Annotated in this window: 21 protein-coding genes; 7 read left to right on the top strand and 14 right to left on the bottom strand. The window is 72.0% G+C overall.

Going from position 1 to position 21,155, the window contains the following annotated elements; all coding sequences use genetic code 11:
• Positions 1 to 135 precede the first annotated feature (135 nt).
• The 3 genes from ACGFNI_RS10980 to ACGFNI_RS10970 all read right to left on the bottom strand — a co-directional run bounded on the left by ACGFNI_RS10980 (position 136) and on the right by ACGFNI_RS10970 (position 3,789).
• Positions 136 to 2,484: a heavy metal translocating P-type ATPase gene (locus ACGFNI_RS10980; protein ID WP_393682571.1), complete on the bottom strand. Its 2,349-nt coding sequence runs from the start codon at positions 2,482 to 2,484 to the stop codon at positions 136 to 138.
• The gene (locus tag ACGFNI_RS10975; protein WP_393682570.1) at positions 2,481 to 2,666 is read right to left on the bottom strand and encodes a hypothetical protein; all 186 of its coding nucleotides are present in this window, start codon (positions 2,664 to 2,666) and stop codon (positions 2,481 to 2,483) included. The genes ACGFNI_RS10980 and ACGFNI_RS10975 overlap by 4 nt, the downstream gene beginning before the upstream one ends.
• 103 nt (positions 2,667 to 2,769) lie before the next feature.
• Complete coding sequence (locus ACGFNI_RS10970) at positions 2,770 to 3,789, bottom strand: helix-turn-helix transcriptional regulator (protein ID WP_393682569.1); 1,020 nt, start codon at positions 3,787 to 3,789, stop codon at positions 2,770 to 2,772.
• 137 nt (positions 3,790 to 3,926) lie between these two features.
• Here ACGFNI_RS10970 and ACGFNI_RS10965 point away from each other — a divergent pair, with 137 nt between their 5' ends.
• Positions 3,927 to 5,015, top strand: coding sequence for a magnesium and cobalt transport protein CorA (locus ACGFNI_RS10965; protein WP_393683030.1), 1,089 nt, complete (start codon positions 3,927 to 3,929; stop codon positions 5,013 to 5,015).
• 41 nt (positions 5,016 to 5,056) lie between these two features.
• Here ACGFNI_RS10965 and ACGFNI_RS10960 read toward each other — a convergent pair whose 3' ends face one another.
• The 3 genes from ACGFNI_RS10960 to snpA form a co-directional block, all read right to left on the bottom strand.
• Positions 5,057 to 6,325 carry a CynX/NimT family MFS transporter gene (locus tag ACGFNI_RS10960; RefSeq protein WP_393682568.1) on the bottom strand — a complete coding sequence of 423 codons (1,269 nt, stop codon included), beginning with the start codon at positions 6,323 to 6,325 and terminating at the stop codon, positions 5,057 to 5,059.
• Positions 6,318 to 7,076: a FadR/GntR family transcriptional regulator gene (locus tag ACGFNI_RS10955; protein WP_393682566.1), complete on the bottom strand. Its 759-nt coding sequence runs from the start codon at positions 7,074 to 7,076 to the stop codon at positions 6,318 to 6,320. Before ACGFNI_RS10955 ends, ACGFNI_RS10960 begins: the two co-directional genes overlap by 8 nt.
• 189 nt (positions 7,077 to 7,265) lie before the next feature.
• Entirely contained in the window at positions 7,266 to 7,925 is a 660-nt protein-coding gene (gene snpA, locus ACGFNI_RS10950) for a snapalysin (RefSeq protein WP_393682565.1), read from the bottom strand.
• 214 nt (positions 7,926 to 8,139) lie between these two features.
• Here snpA and ACGFNI_RS10945 point away from each other — a divergent pair, with 214 nt between their 5' ends.
• Positions 8,140 to 9,099 (top strand): LysR family transcriptional regulator, encoded by a 960-nt coding sequence (locus tag ACGFNI_RS10945; protein ID WP_393682563.1) that lies wholly within the window; start codon positions 8,140 to 8,142, stop codon positions 9,097 to 9,099.
• A 72-nt stretch (positions 9,100 to 9,171) separates the two neighbouring features.
• On the opposite strand, the gene ACGFNI_RS10940 is transcribed toward ACGFNI_RS10945, so the two are convergent.
• The 4 genes from ACGFNI_RS10940 to sodN form a co-directional block, all read right to left on the bottom strand.
• Positions 9,172 to 11,394, bottom strand: coding sequence for an HAD-IIB family hydrolase (locus ACGFNI_RS10940; RefSeq protein WP_393682561.1), 2,223 nt, complete (start codon positions 11,392 to 11,394; stop codon positions 9,172 to 9,174).
• Between the two features lie 92 nt (positions 11,395 to 11,486).
• Entirely contained in the window at positions 11,487 to 11,717 is a 231-nt protein-coding gene (locus ACGFNI_RS10935) for a hypothetical protein (protein ID WP_393682560.1), read from the bottom strand.
• Between the two features lie 15 nt (positions 11,718 to 11,732).
• Positions 11,733 to 12,014, bottom strand: a complete 282-nt coding sequence (locus tag ACGFNI_RS10930) for a hypothetical protein (protein ID WP_393682559.1) — start codon at positions 12,012 to 12,014, stop codon at positions 11,733 to 11,735.
• 323 nt (positions 12,015 to 12,337) lie between these two features.
• On the bottom strand, positions 12,338 to 12,733 hold the full coding sequence (gene sodN / locus ACGFNI_RS10925; protein WP_393682557.1) for a superoxide dismutase, Ni: 396 nt from the start codon (positions 12,731 to 12,733) through the stop codon (positions 12,338 to 12,340).
• A gap of 180 nt (positions 12,734 to 12,913) precedes the next feature.
• Here sodN and sodX point away from each other — a divergent pair, with 180 nt between their 5' ends.
• Positions 12,914 to 13,360, top strand: coding sequence for a nickel-type superoxide dismutase maturation protease (sodX, locus tag ACGFNI_RS10920; protein WP_393683028.1), 447 nt, complete (start codon positions 12,914 to 12,916; stop codon positions 13,358 to 13,360).
• On the opposite strand, the gene ACGFNI_RS10915 is transcribed toward sodX, so the two are convergent.
• Positions 13,264 to 13,893: a CGNR zinc finger domain-containing protein gene (locus ACGFNI_RS10915; protein WP_393682556.1), complete on the bottom strand. Its 630-nt coding sequence runs from the start codon at positions 13,891 to 13,893 to the stop codon at positions 13,264 to 13,266. The genes sodX and ACGFNI_RS10915 overlap by 97 nt on opposite strands.
• A gap of 90 nt (positions 13,894 to 13,983) precedes the next feature.
• Here ACGFNI_RS10915 and ACGFNI_RS10910 point away from each other — a divergent pair, with 90 nt between their 5' ends.
• Positions 13,984 to 14,745 (top strand): class I SAM-dependent methyltransferase, encoded by a 762-nt coding sequence (locus ACGFNI_RS10910; protein ID WP_393682554.1) that lies wholly within the window; start codon positions 13,984 to 13,986, stop codon positions 14,743 to 14,745.
• A gap of 83 nt (positions 14,746 to 14,828) precedes the next feature.
• On the opposite strand, the gene ACGFNI_RS10905 is transcribed toward ACGFNI_RS10910, so the two are convergent.
• The 3 genes from ACGFNI_RS10905 to ACGFNI_RS10895 are packed head-to-tail and all read right to left on the bottom strand — an operon-like array spanning position 14,829 to position 17,596.
• Positions 14,829 to 15,581, bottom strand: a complete 753-nt coding sequence (locus tag ACGFNI_RS10905; protein ID WP_393683026.1) for an amino acid ABC transporter ATP-binding protein — start codon at positions 15,579 to 15,581, stop codon at positions 14,829 to 14,831.
• A gap of 47 nt (positions 15,582 to 15,628) precedes the next feature.
• Positions 15,629 to 16,567 carry an amino acid ABC transporter permease gene (locus tag ACGFNI_RS10900; protein WP_393682553.1) on the bottom strand — a complete coding sequence of 313 codons (939 nt, stop codon included), beginning with the start codon at positions 16,565 to 16,567 and terminating at the stop codon, positions 15,629 to 15,631.
• 54 nt (positions 16,568 to 16,621) lie between these two features.
• Complete coding sequence (locus ACGFNI_RS10895) at positions 16,622 to 17,596, bottom strand: ABC transporter substrate-binding protein (protein WP_393682551.1); 975 nt, start codon at positions 17,594 to 17,596, stop codon at positions 16,622 to 16,624.
• A gap of 529 nt (positions 17,597 to 18,125) precedes the next feature.
• On the opposite strand from ACGFNI_RS10895, the gene ACGFNI_RS10890 reads away from it, so the two are divergent.
• The 3 genes from ACGFNI_RS10890 to ACGFNI_RS10880 all read left to right on the top strand — a co-directional run bounded on the left by ACGFNI_RS10890 (position 18,126) and on the right by ACGFNI_RS10880 (position 21,147).
• Complete coding sequence (locus ACGFNI_RS10890; protein WP_393682550.1) at positions 18,126 to 19,355, top strand: NADP-dependent malic enzyme; 1,230 nt, start codon at positions 18,126 to 18,128, stop codon at positions 19,353 to 19,355.
• Between the two features lie 167 nt (positions 19,356 to 19,522).
• On the top strand, positions 19,523 to 20,485 hold the full coding sequence (locus ACGFNI_RS10885) for a zinc-binding dehydrogenase (RefSeq protein WP_393682548.1): 963 nt from the start codon (positions 19,523 to 19,525) through the stop codon (positions 20,483 to 20,485).
• Between the two features lie 35 nt (positions 20,486 to 20,520).
• Positions 20,521 to 21,147 carry a HutD family protein gene (locus tag ACGFNI_RS10880; RefSeq protein ID WP_393683024.1) on the top strand — a complete coding sequence of 209 codons (627 nt, stop codon included), beginning with the start codon at positions 20,521 to 20,523 and terminating at the stop codon, positions 21,145 to 21,147.
• The last annotated feature ends 8 nt before the right edge of the window (positions 21,148 to 21,155 follow it).

Genomic DNA, 21,155 nt, shown 5'->3' with positions numbered 1-21,155 from the left:
TGGGTATCCGACAAGTCTCACCCCTGGCGGGCGGCCGGTGGTTGCGTGATCTGCCAATCTTCTGGCCGCATTACTGGAGACATCCGACCGCCGCACTGTGATCCTTTAACTCCCCGGCCGGAGGGACGCCACACCCTACCGGGGGGTCTCGGCGGTCATCCGGTCGGTCCGTGCCGTCCGGCGGGCGGGCTCCGCGGGTACGCTGTGGCCTTCCGCCAGCGGCCGGAAGCGGCGCAGGCGCAGGCTGTTGCCGACGACGAAGACCGAGGAGAAGGCCATCGCGGCGCCCGCGATCATCGGGTTGAGCAGACCGGCGGCGGCCAGCGGCAGGGCGGCGACGTTGTAGCCGAAGGCCCAGAAGAGGTTGGTGCGGATGGTGCCGAGGGTGGCGCGGGCGAGCCGGATGGCGTCCGCGGCGGTGCGCAGGTCGCCGCGTACCAGGGTCAGGTCGCCTGCCTCGATGGCGGCGTCCGTGCCGGTGCCCATGGCCAGGCCCAGATCGGCGGTGGCGAGGGCCGCGGCGTCGTTGACGCCGTCGCCGACCATGGCGACCGAGCGGCCATCGGCGCGCAGCCTCTCGACGACGGCCACCTTGTCCTGCGGCAGCACCTCGGCGATGACCTCGTCGATGCCGACCTCGGCGGCGACCGCTTCGGCGACCGCCCGGTTGTCGCCGGTCAGCAGCACCGGGGTCAGGCCCAGCGCGCGCAGCCTGCGGACCGCTTCGGCGCTGGTGGGCTTGACCGCGTCGGCGACGACGAGCACGGCACGCGCCGCGCCGTCCCAGGCCACGGCGACCGCGGTGGACCCCGCCGCCTCGGCTTCCGCCTTGGCCGCGGCCAGCTCCTGCGGCAGCGGCAGGCTCCAGTCGTCGAGCAGGCGCTCGCGGCCCACCAGGACGGCCCGGCCGTCGACGACGCCCTGGACGCCGAGGCCCGGTACGTTCGCGAAGTTCTCGGGGACCGGCAGCGGGCGGCCCTGGCCTGCCTCTTCGGCGGCGGTGGCGATGGCGCGGGCGATCGGGTGCTCCGACGCGTGCTCCAGCGCGCCGGCCAGCCGCAGCGCCTCGTCCCGCGTCACGCCGTCGGCGAGGTGGACGCCGGTCAGCGTCATCACGCCGGTGGTGACCGTGCCGGTCTTGTCCAGGACGATGGTGTCGACGGCGCGGGTGCTCTCCAGGACCTCGGGGCCCTTGAGCAGGATGCCGAGCTGGGCGCCGCGTCCGGTGCCGACCATCAGGGCGGTCGGGGTGGCCAGGCCCAGGGCGCACGGGCAGGCGATGATCAGCACCGCGACCGCCGCGGTGAAGGCAGCCGACGCGCCGGCGCCGCTGCCGAGCCAGTAGCCGAGGGTGCCGACGGCCAGGGCGATGACCACCGGCACGAAGACCGCGGAGATCTTGTCGGCGAGCCGCTGGGCCGCGGCCTTGCCGTTCTGCGCGTCCTCCACGAGCCGCGCCATCCGGGCGAGTTGGGTGTCGGCGCCGACCCGGGTGGCCTCGACGACCAGCCGGCCGCCGGCGTTGACGGTGGCGCCGGTGACGGTGTCGCCGGGGGAGACCTCCACGGGGACGGACTCGCCGGTGAGCATGGACGCGTCCACGGCGGACGAGCCCTCCAGGACCCGGCCGTCGGTGGCGATCTTCTCCCCGGGGCGTACGACGAAGTGGTCGCCCACGGCCAACTGTGCGGTGGGGATGCGGACTTCCCGTCCTTCGCGCAGCACCGCGACGTCCCGGGCGCCCAGTTCCAGCAGGCTGCGCAGCGCGGCGCCCGCCTTCCGCTTCGAGCGGGCCTCGAAGTAGCGTCCGGCCAGGATGAAGGTGGTGACGCCGGCCGCGGCCTCCAGGTAGATGCTGCCGCTGCCGTCGGTGCGGGCGATGGTCAGCTCGAAGGGGTGCGTCATGCCGGGCATGCCCGCGGTGCCGAAGAACAGGGCCCACAGCGACCAGCCGAGCGCGGCGAGGGTGCCCATCGAGATGAGGGTGTCCATGGTGGCCGCGCCGTGGCGGAGGTTGGTCCACGCGGCGCGGTGGAACGGCCAGGCCCCGTACGCCACCACCGGGGCGGCCAGGGTCAGGGACAGCCACTGCCAGTTGGTGAACTGGAGGGCCGGCACCATCGCCATCAGCACCACAGGGACGGACAGCACCAGCGAGGTGAGCAGCCGCTGCCGCAGCGGGGCGAGCGCGTCGGCCTCCTGGCCCGGCGTGTGGGTGTCGTCGCCGGGGGCGGACGGCGCGGGGGCCGGGGGTTCGGGCAGGGCGGCGCTGTAGCCGGTCTTCTCGACGGTGGCGATCAGGTCGGCGGTGTCGAGCTCGCTGCCGTCGGCGATCTCCACCTTCGCCTTCTCGGTGGCGTAGTTGACGGTGGCGGTGACGCCTTCCATGCGGTTGAGCTTCTTCTCGACGCGGGCCGCGCACGAGGCGCAGGTCATGCCGCCGATCTCCAGCTCGATGTGCTGCTCTCCGACCGCGGTGGTCATGACTGCTCCTCGGGGTGCGCGTGCGGGGCGTGCTGCGGGGATGTCTGCGAGTGCGGCGCGGGTGCCCGCTGCGGGGCGGGGCCGGTGCCGGCCGCGCGGCCGATGCCGAAGCCGGCGGCGAGGACGACGAGCAGGACCAGCGCGTAGCCGCCGAGCGTGACCGGTGTGGTCGGGGGCGTCATGGCGTTCTCCTCATCGGGGGTTCCCGGAAGGCGGGGACGACGGCGGTGTCCGGCGTCCATCAGGGACAACCTTATACCCCCTAGGGGTATTCCCGCACGGCCCTCATCCGTCGCCCCGCGCCACCTCGCCTGGCCCGTCCGGCTCCGTCCCCGCCGCCCCGTCCGCCCCCGCGGCCCGGGTCACCCGAGCGCCCATCTCGCGCAGGTACGCCGCCAGCTCCGGCGGCTCGTGCACGGTGAACTCGCAGCCCAGCAGGGCCAGCCGGAGCGCCAGCCACTCCAGCGTGTCGGGCGTCAGGCGCACCCGGCAGGAACCGGGGCCGAGCGGCTCGACGTCGCCCGCCGCCGGGCCGCCAAGACGCGCGGTGACCTCGTCGGCCGGTGCGTACACCGTCGCCACCGCCCGGTGGCCCGACGCCGGCCCCCGCATTCGCTCCTGGAGGTAGGCGACCGCGTCGGCGGCCGGCAGCTCGCGCGGTGGGACGCGCACCCCGGTGGGGAAGGGCTCGGCCAGCCGGTCCACCCGGAAGATCCGCCAGTCCTCGCGGTCGTTGTCGTACGCCACGAGGTACCAGCGCCGGCCGGCGGCGACCAGCCGGTGCGGTTCGACGAGGCGGGCGGTGGCCTCGCCGGTGCCGGTCCGGTAGCGGAAGCGCAGCCGCTCCCGGTTGGTGATGGCGGCGGCCAGGGCGGTCAGGTGGCCGGGGGCGACGGTCGGGGCGCCGTCCGCCGGCATCGGGACGGTCGCGGTGCCGAGCGTGCCCACCCGCCGCCGCAGCCGGGCGGGCAGCACCTGTTCGAGCTTGGCCAGCGCCCGTACCGACGCCTCTGCCATCCCCGTCACGGTGTGCGTGGCCGCCGAGCGCAGCCCGACGGCGATGGCCACCGCTTCCTCGTCGTCCAGCAGGAGCGGCGGCATGGCGCGGCCGGCCGCCAGCCGGTAGCCGCCCACCGCGCCCCGCGTCGCATGCACGGGATAGCCGAGATCGCGCAGCCGCTCGATGTCGCGGCGGATGGTCCGCGCGGTCACGCCGAGCCGGGCGGCCAGCTCGCTGCCCGGCCATTCGCGGGGGGTCTGGAGCAGGGACAGCAGCCGCAGCAGCCGTGCCGAAGTCTCACTCATGGCGTCCATGATGCGCGTGGGGCGCGGGGGTCAGGACCGGGCGTCCCACGCCGTCGCGGGCGCCCCGGGCGGGCCGGGGAATCCCGGGCTGCGCCGTACCCACGGCAGGCGCCGCGCGCCATACTGTCCCGGTGTCGATGATCAGCAACCTCCGCCGGGCCGTCCGGCTGCCGCAGCCGCGCACCCGCGGAGTCGACCTCAGCCACCCCGCCCGCTCGCCGCTCGGCTCCGCCGTCGTCAACTGCGTGGTGTACGAGGACGGCGTGCGCCAGCGCGGCGACCACCCGGCCGACGTGGCGATCCGGCGGGTGCGGGAATCCGGCTCCGGCTTCGTGTGGATCGGCCTGCACGAGCCGTCGGAGAGCGAATTCGCCGGGATCGTCGAGCTGTTCGGGCTGCACCCGCTGGCCGTAGAGGACGCGGTGTACGCCCGCCAGCGGCCCAAGCTGGAGCAGTACGACGGCTCGCTGTTCACCGTCTTCAAGACCGTCCGCTACGTCGAGCACGACCAGCTCACCGACACCAGCGAGGTGGTGGACACCGGCGAGATCATGGTCTTCACCGGCGCCGACTTCGTGATCACCGTCCGGCACGGCGGGCACGGTTCGCTCGGGCCGCTGCGCGAGCAACTGGAGAGCGAGCCCGAGCAGTTGGCGATCGGCCCGTCGGCCGTGCTGCACGCCATCGCCGACCTCGTGGTGGACGACTACCTCGACGCCGTCGCCGCGGTCCAGGACGACATCGACGACGTCGAGAGCGAGGTCTTCGCCGCCGTGCGGGGCGGTCGCGGGGCCGGGCGGATCTACCAGCTCAAGCGCGAGCTGCTCGAACTCAAGCACGCGGTCGCCCCGTTGGACCGGCCGCTCCAGTCGCTGGCCACCCGGTCGACACCCTTCGTCGACCTGCGGATCACCACGTACTTCCGGGACGTCGCCGACCACCTCGACCGGGTCGTCGAGCAGATCACGTCCTTCGACGAACTGCTCAACTCCATACTCCAGGCGCACCTCGCGCAGGTCACCGTGGCGCAGAACGAGGACATGCGCCGGATCAGCGCCTGGGTCGCGATCCTCGCGGTGCCGACCATGGTCTGCGGCATCTACGGCATGAACTTCACCTACATGCCGGAAAAGAACTGGACCTTCGGATACCCGCTGGTCGTGGGCGTGACCCTGCTGCTCTGCTGGGCCATCCACCGCGGCTTCAAGCGCAACGGCTGGCTGTAGGGAGCGACGGCCGCAGCCGCCGCCCCCCCCGGCTCCGGGCGCTACCGCCCCGCGACGTGCCGCGGCCGTGCCGCGCCCCAGCCGACCACGATCTGCGGCACCAGCAGCACCAGCAGCACCACGATCGGCACCGTCCAGCTCCCCGACGCGTCGTGCACGGCGCCCAGGACGGCGGGTCCGGTGGCCGCGAGGACATAGCCGAAGCACTGCGCCATGCTCGACAGCTGCGCGGTGTGCCGGGCATCCGGCGCGCGCTGGACGATGAACAGCAGCGCCAGGCTGATCGCGGCACCCTGGCCGAGCCCCAGCAGCGTCATCCAGACGTACGCCCCGCCGACCGGCGCGGCCAGGAGCCCCACGAAACCGGCCGCGCACAGCAGCGCGCCGATGCCCGCCAGCACGCCGGCGCGCAGCCGCCGCCCGACGATGACGGGGCCGAGGAACGAGCCCGCGATGCCCAGCAGGGACGAGAAGGACAGCATCCAGCCGGCGTCGCCCGCCGACATCCCCGCGTCCTCCAGGACGGTCGGCAGCCAGGCAGCCGCCGCGTAGTAGCTCAGCGACTGGAGGCCCATGTAGCCGGTGACCTGCCAGGCCAGCGGGTCACGCCACAGACCGCGCACCGGGTGCGCCGCCTGCCGGGCCGCCGCGGCGGAAACGCGGGTACGGGAGCGCAGCTGCGGCAGCCAGAAGACGATCGCCAGGACCGCGAGCGAGCCCCAGCAGGCCAGCGTGGCCTGCCAGCTGAGCCCGGCGGCCTGCTGGACCGGGACCGTGACACCTGCGGCGAGCGCGGCGCCGCCGAACAACGACATGGAGTAGAGGCCGGTCATCAGCCCGGAACGGGTGGGGAAGTCCCGCTTGATCAGGCCGGGCAGCAGCACGTTGGCGACCGCGATGCCGGCGCCGATCACCACCGTCCCCGCGAACAGCGCCACGACCGAGTCCACCAGCCGCAGCGCGGTACCGGCGCAGATCAGCACCATCGTGCCGAGCAGCGAACGCTCCATGCCGAACCTGCGGCCCAGCCGCGGCGCGACGGGCGCCAGCAGGCCGAAGCACAGCAGCGGGAGCGCGGTGAGCAGGCTGGTGGCCGCGGCCGACATCCCGCTGTCCTCGCGGATCGTCCCGGCCAGCGGGGAGACCGCCACCAGCGCCGGGCGGAGGTTGAGCGCCAGCAGCACGACGCCGACGGCGACGTACAGGGCGCGCCTGCCGGTGACGCCGGGCGCGGGCGTGGCAGGCGCCGCGGGTGCTTCCGCGGCGGTGGCTATCGGTCCTTCGGTGGCCGTCGGGCCCGGATCAGGCATGGTCGTCGTCTCCTGTGTCGTGCGGTGTCCGCGGGGCGCCGGGCGCGGCATCGGCGCCGCCCGCCGCGCCCCGCAGCGCGTCCATCGCTTCGGTGAGATGCGCCAGCGCCACCCGCTCGGCGGCCTCGGCGTCGCCCGCCTCGATCGCGTCGACGAGGGCGGTGTGCGCGTCGAGTTGGTAGTGCACCGCGTCGGGCAGATGCGCGCCGAGCACCGCCTCCAGCGTGCCGCGCAGCGCATCGGTGAGATGGGCGTACAGCTCGGCCAGCACGGTGTTGTGCGCGGCCTGCGCGATCGTCTGGTGGAAGCGGACATCGGCGTCGATGAAGGCGGCGGTGTCGCCGCCGCGCCAGGCCACCAGGCGCTCGTCCAGCACGGCGCGCAGCGCGGCGAGATCCTCGTCCGTGCGGCGCCGGGCGGCATGCCGCGCCGCGTCCCGCTCCAGGCTGGCGCGCACCTCGTACGCCTCCAGGCTCTCCGCCCTGCGCAGCCTGCGCTGGACGGCGGCGCCGAAGTCGCTGCTGGCGCGGACGTAGGTCCCGTCGCCCTGGCGCGGCTCCAGCATCCCGGTGTGGACCAGCGCGCGGACCGCCTCGCGGACGGTGTTGCGGCCGACGTCGAGCTGCTCGACCAGGGCGGGCTCCGGCGGGATCTTCGTCCCGACCTGCCATTCGCCGTCGGCGATCAGCGTCTCCATCTGCTCGATGACGAGATCCACCAGGTTGGTCCTGGCGGTGCTGCGCAGGGGCATGGATCGCCGTCCTCCGTGTCACGGCGCCCCACGGATCAGCGGACGCTCACCGAATTCTCCCGAAGATGGGAACATCCCATGTTTGCGGCTGTCAAACGACCCGGGCTCCCGCGACCTGCCCCGGAACTCGGCGCACGCGTACGCGGCGGGGCCCGGGAAGCGCCCCGCCGCGTGCTTCTGCGCGGTAGGTCAGGCGGCCTTGCCGAAGTGCAGGCCGGCCAGGCCGTTCGCCCAGAGCTGGTTCACCTGGGCGCGCTCGTTCTCGTCCGGCTGGGTGTTCGTGCAGGACGGGCCGGGGCCGCCGCCGGACATCAGCTCGCTGCACGGACCCTCGTAGTGGTCCGGCAGGCCCAGCACGTGGCCGGTCTCGTGCGCCACGACGCGGGTGGAGTTGTACTCCTGGTTCTGCTGGTAGTCCAGGAAGACGAAGCCGCTGCCGTGGCCGTCGGTGCTGGCGTACGAGCCGCGCGGGTCGTTGCCCTCCTTGTACTGGAAGTCGCCGCCGCTGCCTTCCTGGAGCTTCACGTTGCTCACCGCGCTGTTCCAGATCTGCGCGGCCTCGCCTATCTGGCCCTTGAACGTCGGGGCGGCGCTCGCGTCATAAGTGACGGTCACCGACGCCGCGTTCGGGTGCGCCTTCATCTTGGCCTTGGCCGACTTCATGACGGCATCGAAGAACGCCTTGGTGTCGGCCTTCTCCGCGGCCGAGCCGGTGTAGGCCGCGATCGAGGCGCGGGTGCTGTGGGAGGAGGGGGAGGCGGTGGTCGCCGCTGCCGGCACCGCGGCGGTGAGTGCGGCGGCGAGGCCCAGGCCGAGCGCTGCCGACAGCGCCGTCTTGGGAGATCTCATGTGGGGGCTCCTTAATTTCCGAGGGCTACGGCCGCCGTGTGGGGCGGCGGCCGGGGCCCCGGATTTCTTGGTGCCGCTGAGTCTGGGGGCAGTTCACCCACGGGGCGGAGATGCCAGGTGGCGATAGCGCCGGTCAATACCCCTGGGGAATAGGGGAGTTCCTGCCGTTTTGGAAGGCTGGTGTGACGCGTCCATGCATCGTTATGCTCCCGGCGTGGAGCTTGAGGTGAGGCACCTTCGCGCAGTGTGCGCCGTCGCCGACCACGGCAGCGTACGGAAAGCCGCCCGGCAGCTGGGCATGACCCAGCCTTCCCTGACCACCCAGCTCCACCGGATCGAAAAGGCCCTGGGCGGCCAGCTGTTCTTCCGCGAGTCGACCGGCAGCAGGCCGACGCCGCTGGGGCACGTGGTGCTCTCCAGGGCGCGCCCGATAGTGGCCGACATGCGGGCCCTGGTCGACGAGATCGCCTCGGCATCCGTCAGCGACCGCGGCGCCCGGCTGCACATCGGCAGCACCAGCAGCCGCGCGGTGGCCGGCTGGCTGCGCCGCCTGCGGCTGCGGCTGCCCGGCACCGAACCCACCATACGGACCGACGTCTCGGCCAACGCGCTGCTGCAGATGGTCGCGGCGGGGCAGCTCGACGTCGCCTTCGTCCACGAGGTCGAGGGCGCCCCGCTGCGCGTCCCGCCGAACCTGGTCGAACACGAACTGATCGCCAGGGAACCGCAGTTCATCGCCCTGCCGGAGACTCATCCGGCCACCGCGAAGCAGATCGTCGAGCTGACCGATCTGGCCGGCGACCCGTGGATGGTCGACCCGACCGTGGACGGTGAATGGGCCGGACTGCGCCGCATCTGGGCGGCGGCCGGCGTCAACCCCCGGGTGGTGCACGGCGATTACCTCACCGCGGCCGACCTGGTCGCCGCCGGCGAGGTGGTCACCCCCTGCCAGCCGACCTCCCGCCCCCGGCACGGCATGGACATCCGCCCGCTGCGCGGCGACCCGCTGGCCGTCCGGCTGTTCATGGCCTGCCGCCGGGACGCCGTGCTCGCCGCCCCCGCCGAAGCCCTCTTCGCCGACCTCACCGCCTCGTACATGGAGATCGCCTGGGCGAGCGCGGCCTACCGCGCCTGGCTCGGCCGGCACGACGGGCCGCTGCCGGTCGCCACCTGACGCGGGGCGTCAACTCCCCGCCGGATCACCCCTGTTGGAGCCACCGCGCCGCGCCGGGCGAGCCACGTCGGCTCAGCGGGCGTCGCCCGGCGACGGCTCCCGGACGGCGGCGGCATGGATGGCGGTGATGATCCGCCGGGCCCACCGGTCGGGCTCCTCCGGGTCGAGGAGACCGGCGAGCCGCGCCATGTGGGACGCGCGCTGCTCCGCCGTCATGGTGAGCGCCCGGTGGAGCGTGCGGGTGAGGTCCTGAGGGGAGCGGGGGTCGGTGAGCAGGGCGGCGGGGCCGAGTTGGCGGGCGGCCCCGGCGTGCCGGGACAGGACCAGGACGCCGTGCCGCCCGGTGGCGTCCTGGGCGGCGATGAATTCCTTGGCGGTGAGGTTCATGCCGTCGGCCAGTGAGGTCACCCAGAACACGTCGGCCGCCAGGTAGTGGTCGACGACGTCGGGGAACGGGAGGCACCGGGGAAGGAATTCGACGGGTTCCCAACCGGGCGTGCGCCAGGCGTGGTTCAGCTCGGCGACGGCGTCTTCGAGGCGGGCGCGGGTGCCGTCGTGGGCGCGGAGCCCCGGTTCGGGCGCCGGGCACACGAGACGGAAGCGCACCCGCCCCCGCATGCCGGGATGGCCGGCGAACAGGGCGTTCAGGGCGTGGATCTTCTGGAGCGGTGCCTTGGCGTAGTCGAGCCGTTCCACGGACAGCACCAGCAGCGATCCGTCGTCGCGCGGGGCCGGCCGGGGACGGGAGCGGGCGAGGTCCGCGATGGCGCGGCGGTCGACGCCCAGCGGGTGGACGCCGGTGCGGGGGACGCGTCCGCCGGGGGCGAGGGTCTGCTCGAAGTGCCGGGCGAACTCGGCGGTGTGGAAGCCGGCCCAGTCCAGGCAGGCGAGCGAGGCGCGCAGCTGCGCGGCGTGGGGGAGGAGGGCGAACGTGGCGGGCGGCGGGAAGGGCGTGTGGTGGAAGAGGCCCACGCGCAGGTCGGGCCGCACGGCGCGCAGGATGCCGGGGACGAGCCACAGGTTGTAGTCGTGCAGCCAGACCGTCGCCCCCTGCTCCGCGTGGACGCCGATGTGCTGCGCGAACGCCGCGTTGACCGCCTCGTAGTCGGCCCAGGCCCCCGGATCGTCGCGCATCCGTCCTGGCTGGGACATCAGCACGGGCCACAGGGTTTCCTTGCAGGCGGAGTGGAAATAGCGGGCCCACCGGTCGGGCGGGACGGGCAGGAACGCCAGCGGGACCGCGGACGGCTGCGCCGTGGGACGGGGTCCGCTGCCCTCGTCGCCGACGAGCGCGGTGGCCCAGACGGCATCCAGCGGATCGGTGTCAGCGGCGAACAGGCCGCACAGGGTGGGCAGTATCCCGTTGGGGCTCAGCGGCTGCTGCCACCGCCCGTCGGCCCAGCGCACGGGCGGGCGGTGATAGCCGATCACGACCGGGGAGCGGCGCATCACCCAGCCCAGGCGGTGCAGCGCGTCCAGGATCGCCGCCGCCCCCTCCAGGCGGGGCGCGTGGACGCCGGGACGGTGCGCGACCTGCGCCTCCAGCGCCGGTTCTGCGTTGCCCATCACCACACCGTGGGCGCCGATCCCGAAGAGCGAGAGGTCGTTCAGCGAGTCGCCCGCCACCAGGATCGAGGCCATCGGCCACCGGAGTGCGTCGGCCAGCAGCCGCACGGCGTTGCCCTTGTCCGCGGCGGGCGGCAGCACATCGAAGTAGCGGTCGGCCGAGTACCCCCAGGCGCAGCCGAGTTCGGTCACCGCGTCGGTGAGGTCCCGCGTGAGGTCCTGGGGCCTGAGGTAGAACGAGCAGCGACCGCTCTGGACCACCTCGCTCTGGTGGACGAGGCCGGGAAAACGGGCCAGGGCCGCCCGGACGCGCGCCGCCCCCGGCCAGCCGTTGCGCAGCCGGCTCTCCAGCGCGTCGACGTGGGCCAGGTCGGTGGCGTCCACCACGCTCGCCCCGACGTCGGAGATGATCCACCGCGGCGCGGGGACCAACGGGTCGTCCGCCAGGAGTTGCTGGACGGACGGCAGGCCGCGGCCGGTCGCGAAGACGAGGGTGATCTCGGGATGCCGCTCCAGCGCCTCACGCAGCCGACGGCGGTCCGCCGCGGTGCCGCCCAGCAGCGTGCCGTCCAGGTCGGTCACCAGCACCCGGCTTTCGCCGTCCCCCGGCGCGGCCCCCGTGGTGCGGCGCCCGTCGGCCCGCAGCGCGCCGTGGCCCGCGTCCTGCCATCGGCGGACCGGCTCCGCGTCCGCCCCTGGACGAGAAGGCGCGTCACCACATGTTTCCATAACGTGACTTTAAGGGGGCAACGCGCGAACGGCCGCCGTGGGAACGGCACTTGGCCGAAACGTTTCGCTCCACCTCCGGATGCGGCCAGGAATCACGAAGACGGGACGAGCCGAGCCTCCCCCGAACTGCTGTCCACGGTATATTGCGCCGCAATTTCGGCGAGTGGCCTTTCCTCGAAACCCTGCGGAACTTCGAGTTCGGCCACCTTTTGCTGCTCGTAGGGAAGGATGCGCATCGTGGGTTCACCGTCGGCGCTGGACTCGGATATCTCCGCCAAGGCCACAATGCGGCCGTCCGGCTCGTATGCTGCATAGACTCGCACGTGCTTGCCTTTCTGTCAGTTCGTCACCAAGGTTATGGTGAAGGCGAATTGCGAATCCCCGAGAGACTGGAGCAAGAGGCCCCACGCCGGTGGCCTGGCCGCATCCCAGTCCCAGAAGTAGCGTTCTTCCACGACCCGCAGTTGCGCCTGCCGTGAGCTGAACGGAGTGTGGCCGACGGAAGGGCGCGCCCAATGGCTGGGCTGGGCACCGGCGTCCTTCCATTCGTAGATGAACCAACTCGTAGCGTTGTTGGCGAGAAAGAGGTTCGGGTAGCTGACGCGGTAGACATCTGACATGACGCACGCTTCTTTGCATTTCGGCTCGGTCTTCGTGCCATGTTCCGAAGTATTTCCCCTATCCAGTCTGCACCCCCTATCACGGGGCGCAACTTCAGGCACCCGGAGAGAGGGGAAGGAGTGGCTCTTCACGAGGGAGGAGGGCGAGACCCTCAACTGCCGTCGCTGGAAGGGTGAGTGGAATGCGCTTGCCGGGTGCTACAGGCGGCGGAGACGACCGCACCCGGTCCACGACGGACGCCGTGCTCGGCGACCGGTGGACCGGGTGCGGACAGGGAGGCGATCCGGCCCGCGAAACCGCGGGCGGACGGCCTGGCCGGAGATCAGGCCTTCTTGGTCTCCCAGAAGATCTTGTCGATCTGGGCGATGTAGTCCAGGGCCTTCTGGCCGGTGGCCGGGTCGTTCGAACCCTTGGCGGCGCTGAGGGCCTTGAGGGTGTCGTTGACCAGCTGGTGCAGCTCCGGGTACTTCTCGAAGTGCGGCGGCTTGAAGTAGTCGCTCCACAGCACCGAAACGTGGTGCTTGGCCAGCTCGGCGCGCTGCTCCTTGATCAGGACGGCGCGGGTGCGGAAGTCCGCGTCCTCGTTGCCCTGGTACTTCTCCTGGACAGCCTTGACGGACTCGGCCTCGATGCGGGCCTGGGCGGGGTCGTACACGCCGCAGGGCAGGTCGCAGTGGGCGCTGACCTTCACCTTGGGGGCGAACAGGCGGGAAAGCATGTTCAGTCCTTCCTCGTGATCGTCTTCTCAGGTGCGAGATTACTCGGTGCGGGAAGGGATTTCTCGGGCGGCCCGGGGGGCTTAGGGCGAAAGTCCGGTACGCGGCCGGGACTGATGGAGGATGGAACGGTGAGCTGGCGGAACGACGGGCCCGTGAACGGGCCGGGGCGGGAGGCACGGGTGCCGGAAGCGGTGCGGGAGCGCGGGGCGGGGCGCGGGCGCCGCGGGCCGGTGGGAAAGTTCGGGCTCGCCGAGGTCTACAACCCGTCGATGGTGCCGACCCTCCGGCCGGGTGACCACCTGGTGGTGCAGTACGGCGCCGCGGTGCGGCCGGGTGACGTGGTGGTGGTGCGGCACCCGTTCCGGCAGGACCTGCTGATCGTGAAGCGGGCCGTGGAGCGTCGCGACGGCGGCTGGTGGGTGCGGGGCGACAACCCGTATGTCGTCAACGACAGCCGGGAGTTCGGCGCGGTGCCTGACGAGCTGGTCATCGCGCGCGCCCGGGTGCGGGTGCGGTCACCGCGCGGGATTCAGCGCTCGCCGCTCGGCGTGGTCGCCTGGGCGCTGTCGGCGGTGCGACCGCTGCGGGCGGACCGTTCGGTCTCCAGGCGCTTGCGGGCGCGGTAGGCGGCGACGTTGGCGCGGGTCGCGCAGCGGTCGGAGCAGTAGCGCCGGGAGCGGTTGGTCGAGGTGTCGAGGTAGACGTTGCGGCAGGGCCGCGCCTCGCAGATGCCGAGCCGGTCGACGCCGAGTTCGGTGAGGTGGAAGGCCAGGCCCATGCAGGCGGTCGCGGTGAAGCCGGCGGTGGCGTTGGCGGCCTGGTCGGCGATGTGCATGTGCCAGTCGGGGCGGCCGTCCTCGTCCCGGTACTCGTGTCCTGAGATCTGCGGGCTGACCGGGAATTCCATCATCAGGGCGTTGAGCAGGTCCACGGCCAGCACTTCGTCCCCGGAGTCGGCCGCCTCGAAGACGGCGCGCAGCCGGGCGCGGACCGCCCGCAGCCGGGTGACGTCGCTGTCGGTGGCGCGGCGGGCGGCGCCCTGGGCCGCGCCGAAGAGATCCCGTACGGCCTCGACGGAGGTGAGGGAGTCGCCGCCGCGCTCGGGCTCCTCGGTGTTGACGAGCCGCACGGCATAATCCGAGTAATAGGCCAGTTCCACTTGTAGTCCTTACCGTGCGCGGTCTAGGGTGAGCAGGCAGCCGTAATAGGCGTTATGGCTACGAGGGTATTACAAGCTGAAGGGGTTGTGATGACCGAGACCATCGCGGGCGCCGACTGGCAGGGATGGCAGGACAGCTGGGACCGCCAGCAGGAGTGGTACATGCCCGACCGCGAGGAGCGGTTCCGGGTCATGCTCGACATGGTCGAAGCCCTGGTGGGCACCGCGCCCCGCGTCCTCGACCTCGCTTGCGGCACGGGCAGTATCTCCGACCGGCTGCTCAAGCGGTTCCCGGACGCCGAGAGCGTGGGTGTCGATCTGGATCCCGCGCTGCTGGCCATCGCGGAAGGGTACTTCGCCGGCGAGTCCCGGGTCCGCTTCGTACGAGCCGATCTCAAGGACCCGGCCTGGACGGACACGTTGCCGCACGACTCCTATGACGCGGTGCTCACCGCCACCGCGCTGCACTGGCTGCACACCGAGGACCTGCGCGGTCTCTACGGGCAGGTGGGCCGCCTGGTGCGGGACGGCGGCGTGTTCATGAACGCCGACCACATGCCGGAGGAGAGCACTCCGCGGATCAACGCGGCGGACCGGGCGCAGCGCCACGCGCGGATGGACCGGGCCAGGGAAGCCGGCGCGGCCGACTGGGCGGACTGGTGGCAACTGGCGGCTGCCGACCCGCAGCTGGCCGCGCCGACCGCCGAGCGGTTCGAGATCTACGGCGAGCACGCGGACGGTGACACCCCCTCGGCGCAGTGGCACGCCCAGGTGCTGCGCGACTCCGGGTTCGGCGAGGCGCGGACCGTGTGGCGCTCGCCGTCGGACGCGCTGGTGCTGGGCCTGAAGTAGCGCGCGGCCGGCCCTGAACGACGAAGGCGGTACGGCCCCGTGCGGGCGCGTACCGCCTTCGTCGTGTGCCGTCCGCGCCGGGCTCAGAGCACCTTGGACAGGAACGACTTGGTGCGCTCGTGCTGTGGGTCGCCCAGGACGTCGCGCGGGTGGCCCGACTCGACGACCACGCCGTCGTCCATGAAGACCAGCGAATCGCCGACCTCGCGGGCGAAGCCCATCTCGTGCGTGACGACGACCATCGTCATGCCGTCGGCCGCCAGGTCCTTCATGACGTCCAGGACGTCGCCGACCAGCTCGGGGTCGAGCGCCGACGTCGGCTCGTCGAAGAGCATCAGCTTCGGTTCCATCGCCAGCGCGCGGGCGATGGCGACCCGCTGCTGCTGGCCGCCGGAGAGCTGCGAGGGGTAGTTGGCCGCCTTGTCGGACAGGCCGACGCGGTCCAGCAGCTTGGTCGCGCGCTCCCGGGCCGCGGCCTTGGACTCGCCCTTGACCTGGATCGGCGCCTCCATGATGTTCTCCACCGCGGTCATGTGCGGGAAGAGGTTGAAGCGCTGGAAGACCATGCCGATGTCCCGCCTGCGGGCGGCCACTTCGCGGTCGCGCAGCTCGTAGAGCTTGCCGTTGTGCTCGCGGTAGCCGACCAGCTCGCCGTCGACCGACAGGCGCCCCGCGTTGACCTTCTCCAGGTGGTTGATGCAGCGCAGGAACGTCGACTTGCCGGAGCCGGACGGGCCGATCAGGCAGAAGACCTCCTTGGGCGCCACTTCGAGGTCGATGCCCTTGAGGATGTGGGCCGCGCCGAAGGACTTGTGGACGTTCTCGGCCTTGACCATCGGGCCGCCGGACGCCCCGGCCGTCTTGCTGGTGGACTTCGTGGTGGTCATGCGGCACCTCCGGCGCGGTGGAAGCCGCCGGACAGCTTCGCCTTGGCGCGCTGGAGCGGAGTGGGCGGCAGCTGGCGGCTGGAGCCGCGGGCGTAGTAGCGCTCCAGGTAGTACTGGCCGATGCTCAGGACGGTCGTCGCGATGAGGTACCAGGCGGCGGCCAGGATCAGCATCTCGACGACGACGCCGGAGTCACGGCCGACGTTCTGCGCGGCCTGCAGCAGGTCGTAGTACTGGACGGCGATGACCAGCGACGAGGTCTTGAGCATGTTGATGACCTCGTTGCCGGTCGGCGGCACGATCACCCGCATGGCCTGCGGCACGATGATCCGGCGCAGCGTCTTGCCGTGGCTCATGCCCAGCGCGTGCGCCGCCTCGGTCTGGCCCTCGTCGACCGCGTTCAGGCCGGCCCGGCAGATCTCCGCCATGTACGCGGCCTCGTTGAGCCCGAGGCCCAGCAGCGCGCACAGGAACGGGGTCATGAAGTCCGACCACTCGTCCTTGTAGATCGGCATGATGTCGATGTACTGGAAGACCAGGCCGAGGTTGAACCACAGGAACAGCTGGACGTAGACCGGTGTCCCGCGGAAGAACCAGACGTAGAACCACGCGACGGTCGAGGTCACCGGGTTCTTGGACTGGCGCATCACCGCGAGGATCACGCCGAGCACGATGCCGATGATCATCGAGAGCACGGTGATCAGCAGGGTGTTGCGCAGGCCCTTGAGGATGTCCGCGTTGAAGAGGTACTCCGGGATGGCGTCCCAGTTGACGTTCCCGGTGGCGAAGGCCCGGCCGAGCAGCGCGAGCACGGCGATGACGAGGACCGCGGCAACCCAGCGCCCGTAATGGCGCACGGGTATCGCTTTGATGGACGGGGGTGGGGGCGGTGCGCCGGCCGGTGACCGGTCTGACTTGTCGACGTCAACTGACACGGGTGCTGCCTTTCAGCGTTCGGCGGGAGTGGCGCGGGGGAGTGCGGCGGCGGCTCAGGAGCCGCCGTTGAGCTTCACGTCCTTGACCGCCGCGTCCTTGACGTCCCACTTGTGGAGGACCTTGGCGTATGTGCCGTCCTGGAGAGTCTTCTCCAGCGCCGCCTTGAGGGCGTCGCGCAGCTTCTCGTGGCCCTTGGGCACGGCGATGCCGTACGGCGCGGCCTTGACCGGCGCGCCGCCGACCATCTGGAAGTCGTTGCCGTGCCCGGAGACCTTCACCGCGTACGCGGCGACCGGATAGTCGCTGGACACGGCGTCCACGCCGCCGGTACGCAGCCGGGTCTGGGCCTCGGAGTCGTTGTCGAACGCCTCCATCGCGATGGGCGATTCGCCGTTCTTCTCGCACTTCTTCGACTGGTCCTTGGCCAGGTCGTGCGAGACGGTGCCGCGCTGCACCGCGATCTTCTTGCCGCACAGCGCGTCCCAGCCGTCGATGCCCTGGGGCTTGCCCTTACGGGTGTAGATCGAGACGCCGACGTCGAGGTAGTCGATGAAGTCGACACCCTCACCGATCTTCTTGCCCGTGGTGCTGTCGATGCCCTGCTGGCGCTCGCGGGTGTCGGTCATCGCCGACATCGCGATGTCGTAGCGGCGGGACTTCATGCCGCCCATGAGGGTGTCGAAGGTGGCGTTGTTGAAGTTGAGCTTGACCCCCAGCTCCTTGCCGAGCGCCGCGCCCAGATCGGGGTCGATGCCCTCGATCGCGCCGTTGCTGCGGAACTCCACCGGCTTGTAGGTGATGTCCGAGCCGACCTGTATCAGGCCCTTCTCCTGGATGTCCTTGGGGAGCAGCTTGTAGAGAGGGGCGCTGGTGTCGCGGTTCTTCTTCGCGTCGCGCTTGGCGATGGCCGCGTCGGTCTGGTCGCCGCAGGCCGTGAGCAGCAGCAGCGAGGCCGCGACCGCGGTCGCGCCGGCCACGGCTGAACGAGACCTGCCGGAGGCCGTGCGACGGGTGGTGCGTGCGGTCATGCTGATCCTCCTGCGAATGGGGAGAAAACCGATGGGCAGCGTCCGGGGGAGGCGTTGGGGGCGCCACGACCTCGGTTGATGACGGAATCCTGCCACCAGGGATCCGGTATTCGGACTGCCGTTCAGGTCAAAATCAGATAACGGACGGGGGTGCCGCCGGCCGCGCCGTCGAACCGCCGTGACGCTGCCCGGATGCGGGCACGGAGGGGCGCTGGGGGACCGCCGCACGACGTCTCGGGATGTGGACACCATGCGACAACCTTCCGCCTTTTCATCCCTTTCAGCCCTATTGTCGGAGCGTCCGGGGGCGAGGTAACGAATCCGACTCGTCGAGGCCAGCGCCCGTCCGGTAGAAAGGTGCGCTACACCCCTCATCCGGGGCTCAGGGCGCGTGTGCGGCGCGCCCGGCGTCCGTACCTCCCCCCGCGCGGCGGCCATCCGCCACGCAGGGCACGGGCGCGGTGCCCGCCCACCCCTTAACCAGGGAGTGGTCACCCTCAATTGATTTACGAATAAAGGGGTTCACCAAGTGGCAGCGGAGATCGTCAATCCTCGCAGCGACAGCAATACCGGCGCGGACGAGAGTGCGGACAGTGCTTCCGACACCTTCTTCGACCCGGCCTTCGCGCTGCATCGCGGCGGCAAGATGGCCATTGCGGCCACCGTCCCGGTCCGCGACAGGGACGACCTGTCCCTCGCCTACACACCGGGCGTCGCCAAGGTGTGCAGCGCCATCGCCGAGCAGCCCGAGCTGGTCCACGACTACACGTGGAAGTCCCAGGTCGTCGCGGTCGTCACGGACGGCACCGCGGTGCTGGGCCTGGGCGACATCGGCCCGGAGGCATCCCTCCCCGTGATGGAGGGCAAGGCCATCCTCTTCAAGCAGTTCGGCGGTGTGGACGCGGTGCCGATCGCGCTCGCCACCACCGACGCCGACGAGATCGTCGAGACCGTCGTCCGGCTGGCGCCCTCCTTCGGCGGCGTCAACCTGGAGGACATCTCCGCTCCCCGGTGCTTCGAGATCGAGCGCAAGCTCCAGGAACGGCTGGACATCCCGGTCTTCCACGACGATCAGCACGGCACCGCCGTCGTCACGCTGGCCGCCCTGCGCAACTCCGCCACGCTCACCGGCCGTTCGCTCGGCCAGTTGCGTGCCGTCATCTCGGGCGCCGGCGCGGCCGGTGTCGCCATCGCCAAGATCCTCATCGAGGCGGGCATCGGCGACGTCGCGGTCTGCGACCGCAAGGGCGTGGTCTCGGCGGACCGGACCGACCTCACCGTCGTCAAGCGCGAGGTGGCAGGCTTCACGAACAAGGGCAAGCTCACCGGCTCCCTGGAGGACGCCCTGGACGGCGCCGACGTCTTCATCGGCGTCTCCGGCGGCACGGTCCCCGAGGCGGCGGTGGCGAAGATGGCGGAGAACTCGCTGATCTTCGCGATGGCCAACCCCAACCCGGAGATCCACCCGGACGTCGCCCAGAAGTACGCGGCCGTCGTCGCCACCGGCCGCAGCGACTACCCCAACCAGATCAACAACGTGCTGGCCTTCCCCGGCATCTTCGCCGGCGCCCTCCAGGTGCGGGCCTCGCGGATCACCGAAGGCATGAAGCTCGCCGCCGCCGAGGCGCTGGCCGCCGTCGTCGCCGACGAGCTGAGCGCCGACTGCGTCATCCCCTCGCCGTTCGACGAGCGGGTCGCCCCGGCCGTCACCTCCGCCGTCGCGGCAGCCGCCCGCGCCGAAGGCGTCGCCCGGCGCTGACCGCGGCGCCCGGCGGACCATCCGCCGTGACACGACGGGCCGGGCCCGCACCTGTGAAGGGTGCGGGCCCGGCCCGCTGCCGTACGCGGTCAGGGGCGGCAAGGGCGCGGCGCGCGTCACACCCGCGCCCGGTACCGCGGTGCGCACCGGCGGCCTACTTTGGGATCATGTTTGCTGCCTACGCCGCCCGCATCGACCGCGACCAGCCCCTGAACGGCCTCGAACTGGGCGAGCGCCCGGCCCCCGAGGCACGCCCCGGCTGGACCACCGTCAACGTCAAGGCCGCCTCCCTCAACCACCACGACCTCTGGTCGCTGCGCGGCGTGGGGCTCGGCGAGGAAGCGCTGCCGATGATCCTCGGCTGCGACGCCGCCGGCACCGACGCGGACGGCAACGACGTCGTCCTGCACTCCGTCATCGGGCAGACCGGCCACGGCGTCGGCCCCGGAGAGCAGCGCTCCATCCTCACCGAGCGCTACCAGGGCACCTTCGCCGAACAGGTCGCCGTGCCCACCTGGAACGTGCTGCCCAAGCCGCCGGAGCTGACCTTCGAAGAGGCCGCCTGCCTGCCCACGGCCTGGCTCACCGCGTACCGCATGCTCTTCACCAACGCCGGGGTGCGGCCGGGCGACAGTGTCCTCGTCCAGGGCGCGGGCGGCGGCGTGGCGACCGCGGCCATCGTGCTGGGCGCCGCGGCCGGGCTCCGGGTGTTCGCCACCAGCCGCGACGAGGGCAAGCGGAAGCGGGCCGAACAGCTGGGCGCCGAGGCGGCGTTCGGCAGCGGTGAGCGGCTGCCGCAGAAGATGGACGCGGTGATCGAGACGGTCGGCGCCGCCACCTGGTCGCACTCGATCCGGTCGCTGCGCCCCGGCGGCACCCTGGTCATCTCCGGCGCCACCAGCGGATTCAACCCCGACCGCACCGAACTCAACCGGATCTTCTTCCTGGAGCTGAAGGTCGTCGGCTCCACCATGGGCAGCAAGGACGAACTGGCCTCGCTGCTCAGCTTCTGCGCCGCCAAGGGCGTCCGCCCGGTGATCGACTCGACGCTGCCGCTGGACCGGGCGCGCGAGGGCTTCGCCAAGATGGCCGACGGCGAGCTGTTCGGCAAGGTCGTGCTGACGGTCTGATGCGGCGGGCGGAGGAGAGCGAAGTGGACGGTGGGATGCGGGTGTTGCGGGCCGACGGGCGGGCCGCCGCGCCCTGGAGCAACGGCGGCGGGGTGACCCGCGAGGTCGCCGTCCGCCCGCAGGGCGCGGGCTGGGACGCCTTCGACTGGCGGGTCAGCCTGGCCGACGTCACCCGGGACGGCCCGTACTCGCCGCTGCCCGGCGTCCGCCGGATCCTGACCGTCGTCGAGGGCGCGGGCGCGGAGCTGACGGTCGACGGCAGCCCGCACCAACTGCCCGGCCGCTTCCACCCGTTCGCCTTCCCCGGCGCCGCACCCACCGGCTGCCGCCTTCTGGACGGCCCGATCGTGAACCTCAACGTGATGCTGCGGGAGGGACGCGCGCGGGCGAGCGTCGAGATCGTACGGGGGGCGGGGGAGGTGCCGCCGGGGGAGGGGCGGGAGGTGCTGGTGGTGGCCCTGGTGGGCGGCACCGCGGTGAGGGCCGGGCCCGCGGCCCCCGCGGCGGACGGCGAGGTCCTGGCACAACTCGGCCGCTTCGACGCCGCGTTGCTCCCCGGTGGCTGGTCGGCGGCGCTGCGGACGGAGGGCGTAGCCGCGGTGATCACGCTCGCGGTGGACGGGGCGGATGAGGTGGATGAGGCGGGCGGGACGGACTGCTGACCGTCAGG

It is taken from the genome of Streptomyces sp. NPDC048644 (assembly GCF_043199105.1).
In the GTDB taxonomy this organism is placed as follows: domain Bacteria; phylum Actinomycetota; class Actinomycetes; order Streptomycetales; family Streptomycetaceae; genus Streptomyces.
The sequence above is the reverse complement of the archived record's forward strand: the minus strand, read 5'-3'. Positions and strand labels throughout refer to the sequence as shown.